General features: G+C 67.5%; 1 protein-coding gene and 1 pseudogene. Both read left to right on the forward strand.

The genetic code is table 11. The annotated features are described in order from the left end of the window. Positions 1-683 (forward strand): annotated as a pseudogene (locus tag D7X55_RS39115) (hypothetical protein); the annotation flags it as partial. Positions 684-863: 180 nt separating this feature from the next. Further along, positions 864-1,816: serine/threonine-protein kinase (locus D7X55_RS39120; protein WP_233610355.1), on the forward strand; the 953-nt coding region annotated here is incomplete at its 3' end.

Consider the following 1,816-nt stretch of genomic DNA (forward strand, 5'->3'; position numbering starts at 1 on the left):
GCATTCCCCTGCGCTCCGTGCCCCGGGCCCCCTCCCTTCCGAAGCCTGAGGCCGCGTCCGTGACGACACCTTCCTCGGGAAACACCGAGACGAGCACCACGACGCAGGAGGCACTCAAGGCCATCCGTTCATCACACGGCCTGGGCTGGGGGTTGGCGGGAGCGGTGCTGCTCCTGGCGGCCGGAGCCGCCGTCATCCAGCACCGGACGCCAGCTCCCGTGACCGCTGTCGCGTCCGAGCCTCTTCGCGTCCAGGTCGCGACGGCCCCCGTACAGCCTGACCCCACGCCGCCCCAGCCTCAGCAGGACTTTCGCGCGGAGCCCCAGGCGGCGCCGCCGCCATCGACTCCCGCCACGGAGCTCAAGCAGGCGCCCTCCCAGGAGCAGACGACGGTCGCCACCTCTTCAGTGCCCACCCCGCCGCCCGCGCAGGAGCAGGCGGCTCCCCCACGTTCGACGAGCATCGAGGACAAGAAGGATGAGTTGCTCGGACAGATCACGCAGATCGTCGCGACGATGAAGGCCCGGAACGGTGGTCATGCGCTTCCGCCGGATGTGAACAACGAGCATGGGGATCACGTGACCCACATCCGAGAGGCGAAGACGCGCAAGGCCCTGGCTGCGATCAAGCTGGAGCTGAATGATTGGAAACGCCGCCTTGAAACGCGTTTCCCGGCGCCCTGACCGGTCGCCAATCCCTGGCGGGTATGGATTTACATCCCAGCGGTCATTGGGGACCCGCTATCCCTTGCATCCCATTCCGGCGGGTTGTTTGGAATCAGGGGAAATGCGCGGCTATGGTCCGCGCGAACTCCCCTCATGAAAACCCACCGTCCTTCCAGTCCCGACGGGGCGACGCTCACGATGCGGAAGAACGCATCGGCGGAGACCACGCCGCTCGTGGATCCGCTGCTCTCTTCACAGATTGGTGACTTCACCGTCGAGGAGCGGATTGGCGCCGGAGGCATGGGAGTCGTCTACCGGGCCACCCATTCGCTGATCGGGAAACAGGCCGCCATCAAGGTGTTGCGCGCGGAGCTCGTCTCGCCCCGGTTGCATGAGCGGCTGCTCGTGGAAGCCCGCGCGGTGAATGCCATCCGGCACCCGGGCATCATCGACATCTTCGGCTTCGGCAAGCTTCCGGATGGGCGCCCCTACGTCGTGATGGAGCTCTTGGAGGGACGGCCTCTCTCCGAGCTGATGTCTGACCAGAAGCGATTGGACGTGCCCACCGTCCTCTGGATGCTGGATCAGATCCTCTCAGCACTGGGGGCGGCACACCGGGCCGGGGTGGTGCACCGGGACCTGAAGCCCGCGAACGTGTTCATGGTGGAGCCGCCAAACGCGGCGCCCACGATCAAGCTGGTGGACTTCGGCATCGCCAAGCTGCTGGAGAACAAGGAGAGCCCGACGACCATCGACGGCTCCGTGCTGGGGACGCCCGAGTTCATGGCTCCCGAGCAGATCCGCGGCGGCGCGGTGGGGCCGGCGACGGACCTGTACGCGCTGGGCATCATGGCGTTCCAGATGCTCACCGGCGTGCGGCCCTTCCAGGGCGACCCCGTCCAGGTGCTCTTCGCCCATGTCGACAAGATCCCGCCGCTGCCCTCCTCGCGCGCGGAAGGGATTCCCCCGGAGTTGGACACGCTGGTGCTTCAATTGCTGGCGAAGGACCCCGCCCTGCGCCCGCCCTCCGCCGAGGCCGTGCAGCAGCAGTTGCAGCGGGTGCCAGCGGAGTCCCGCACGCAGACCTTCGCGAAGCCTCCGGGCTTGAAGCCCAAGGCGCCCACGCAGCGTCCTGCACCCGTGCCCAAGCC

Source organism: Corallococcus sp. AB049A (genome assembly GCF_003668885.1).
Classification (GTDB): Bacteria; Myxococcota; Myxococcia; order Myxococcales; family Myxococcaceae; genus Corallococcus; species Corallococcus interemptor.